Origin of the sequence: Asaia spathodeae NBRC 105894, assembly GCF_025994195.1 — a bacterium.
GTDB classification, from domain to species: domain Bacteria; phylum Pseudomonadota; class Alphaproteobacteria; order Acetobacterales; family Acetobacteraceae; genus Asaia; species Asaia siamensis.
Window position 1 is genome coordinate 1 of the sequence record NZ_BAPY01000022.1, and the last position, 2,421, is coordinate 2,421.

The 2,421-nt window shown below is 53.0% G+C and carries 3 protein-coding genes; all 3 read left to right on the top strand.

Annotation, left to right across the window (positions count from 1 at the left end; translation table 11 throughout):
• Positions 1-1,525 (top strand): hypothetical protein (locus tag AA105894_RS09335; protein WP_267311485.1); only part of this gene is annotated, 1,525 nt, incomplete at its 5' end.
• A gap of 58 nt (positions 1,526-1,583) precedes the next feature.
• A complete protein-coding gene (locus tag AA105894_RS15965; protein ID WP_373316758.1) occupies positions 1,584-1,883 on the top strand; it encodes a DUF2523 family protein in 300 nt (99 codons plus the stop codon).
• Between the two features lie 2 nt (positions 1,884-1,885).
• A partial coding sequence (locus AA105894_RS09340) for a zonular occludens toxin domain-containing protein (protein WP_267311486.1) occupies positions 1,886-2,421 on the top strand: 536 nt, incomplete at its 3' end.

Below are 2,421 nucleotides of genomic sequence, written 5' to 3' on the forward strand. Positions count from 1 at the left end.
TTTTTTTTGGTGCGTTATGCGTTCTCTTCTCGTCCTTGTTTGCTGCTTCCTGCTGTTGCTTCCCTCGAGTGCCTGGGCGTTTTCTGGTAGCTACAATGGTAAGGTTGGCAACCTTTTGTCTTCTGTTGTCTCTGCCAAGGTTTCTTCGTCCGGCGGTTCCGCTGCGGTTGCCACCTCTACCGTTCGTGGCGTTGCTGGTGTCCTGTCAGGTGTTGCGGCTGCTGGTGTCGTCGGCCTCGCTGTCGGTACGCCGGTCGGTTGGCTCGGTGCGATCGGCGCTCTTGCCCTTGAAGCGGGGGTTTCTGGTGCCGTTTCGATAGCTGCTGGCGGTCTCTACGATTGGGCTTTCGGTAATGGCAAAGTCACGCCTCCCGACAGTATTCCGACTAATAGTAAATATACCGATGGTACTAACCATTGCGCGTCTGCTGCTGCTTGCGTCGCTCCGGGCTTGAAGATTCCTAGTAATCTTACATTTCGTGGCATTGAGTGTTCTCCTAATGGCCCTAACTTCACTCTCTGTAATGTTATGGTCAGCACAAGCGAACAGCAGACCCCAGGTTGCAAGAACTCATATCCTACATGCGATCAGCCTTATCCTTATACTAACTATGGCGTTTATCCCGACTCTTCCCCGGTTCCTCTCAATGGTAATTACTCGGTTAACCCTAAGACCGGCACGAGTATGAATTCGGGAAATCTTCCTGACTATCTTGCGTCTTCTACTGATGATCTCGACGGCGTTCGGTCCGCGCCTTCTTCTCCGTTCGCTGCTTCCAATGACGTTCCTGATTCAGTCGCATCAGCTAGCCTTGATCCGTCGGTTGTTGCTCAGGCTGCTAACGAGGCGTGGAAGGATGCCGCTGCTCGCCCTGGCTACGTTGGCCTCCCTTACGATCCTTCTAATGCTATCACTGGTGATGATGTCTCGGCTGCGGCTGCCGCTTCTGGTGGTATGCCTACTGTTGGTGACGCTGTGACTCCCATTTCTAACCCTGGGACCGTTGGCACGGCGGCGGACGGTAGTCCGGCCGTGCAGGGCGATGTGTCTCTTGGTGGTATTTCTTCCACTGGTGCCGATATGTCGACTGGCACAGGAACGGCCACAGGAACCGGCACCGCGACTGGAACCGGCACGGCTACCGGAACGGGCACCGCTACGGGCACTGGCACCGCTACAGGCACCGGCACTGACTCGGCGGCTGATAGTGCTTCCGATGATCTTGCCTCGTCGCTTTCTAAGTCCGGTTTTTTCGACTCTCCGGCTGTCTCTACTCCGGGTGATCCGTCTTCGCCTACTATTGATCAGATCATCGGACCCGTTTTCAACCTATTCCCCGGTCTTCGTTCTTTCGCCGTACCTTCGCATTCTTCTGTTTGTCCCGTTGTTACTCTTAATATCTGGGACCAGACGATTACCTCTGACTTTCATTGTCAGCTTGTAGAGAAGATTCGCCCTCAGCTTTCGGCTCTGTCGCTCGCGGTTTATGCGGTCGTCGCTGTCCTCATAATTCTTTCAGCTTAACTCTTGCGGCGTCTGTACAGACATTATATAAGGTGTCTGTACAGACGGTTGGTGTTTTATGTACGCTATCGTTCTTTCCGCTTTGTGGTCCGCTCTGTCTTGGCTTTTTCGTGCGATCCTTGTGAAGTTCGTGATGTTCACGGCGCTTTATTTGTTTTGTACGCAGGCCATTTCCTACGTCAGTTCAAAGATACCCGTCCTCTCTTCTGGTGACGGCGGTCTTGGTTCCGTCCTTTCTTCTTTGTCTTCGGGTACTTGGTACTTTCTCGATGCTTTCCAGTTCTCGCAGGGCGTTGGAATCATCTTGGCCGCGTATCTTAGTCGCTTCTTTATTAGGCGCATTCCGTTCTTTGGGTGAACATGGCTATTACTTGTTACACTGGTCTTCCCGGTTCCGGGAAGACATACGAGGTCGTTGCCTTTGTTATTCTTCCGGCTTTTAAGTCTGGTCGAAGAATAGTCACGAACATTTCCGGGATCAATGAGCAATCGTTTATCGAGTACTGTCTGAACGAGGGCCTTCCTCAGTCGTCGCTCGGCTCCGTTCTGTCTGTTCCGACAGATGTTCTTTGTTCCGATAGCTCGTTTCCCGATCTCCGCGACGAGTCTGTTACGGCAGACAATTCTACTTGTTTAATTCAGGCCGGTGATCTTCTTGTGGTCGATGAGTGCGCCCTCGTCTGGTCTACGTCTCATAAGATTTCGCCGTTGGTTTCGGCGTTCTGGCGTAAGCATCGGCATTTCACCGCCTCGGGCTCCGGCCTTGCCTGCGATATCGTGGTTATCTCTCAGGCGGCGGCTGACCTTCACCGCGATCTCAAGCTCGTTGTTGAGATTTCCTTTCGTGCGAAGAAGCTTACGACTGTCGGGCGTCCTGATTACTACTCGGTTGCCAT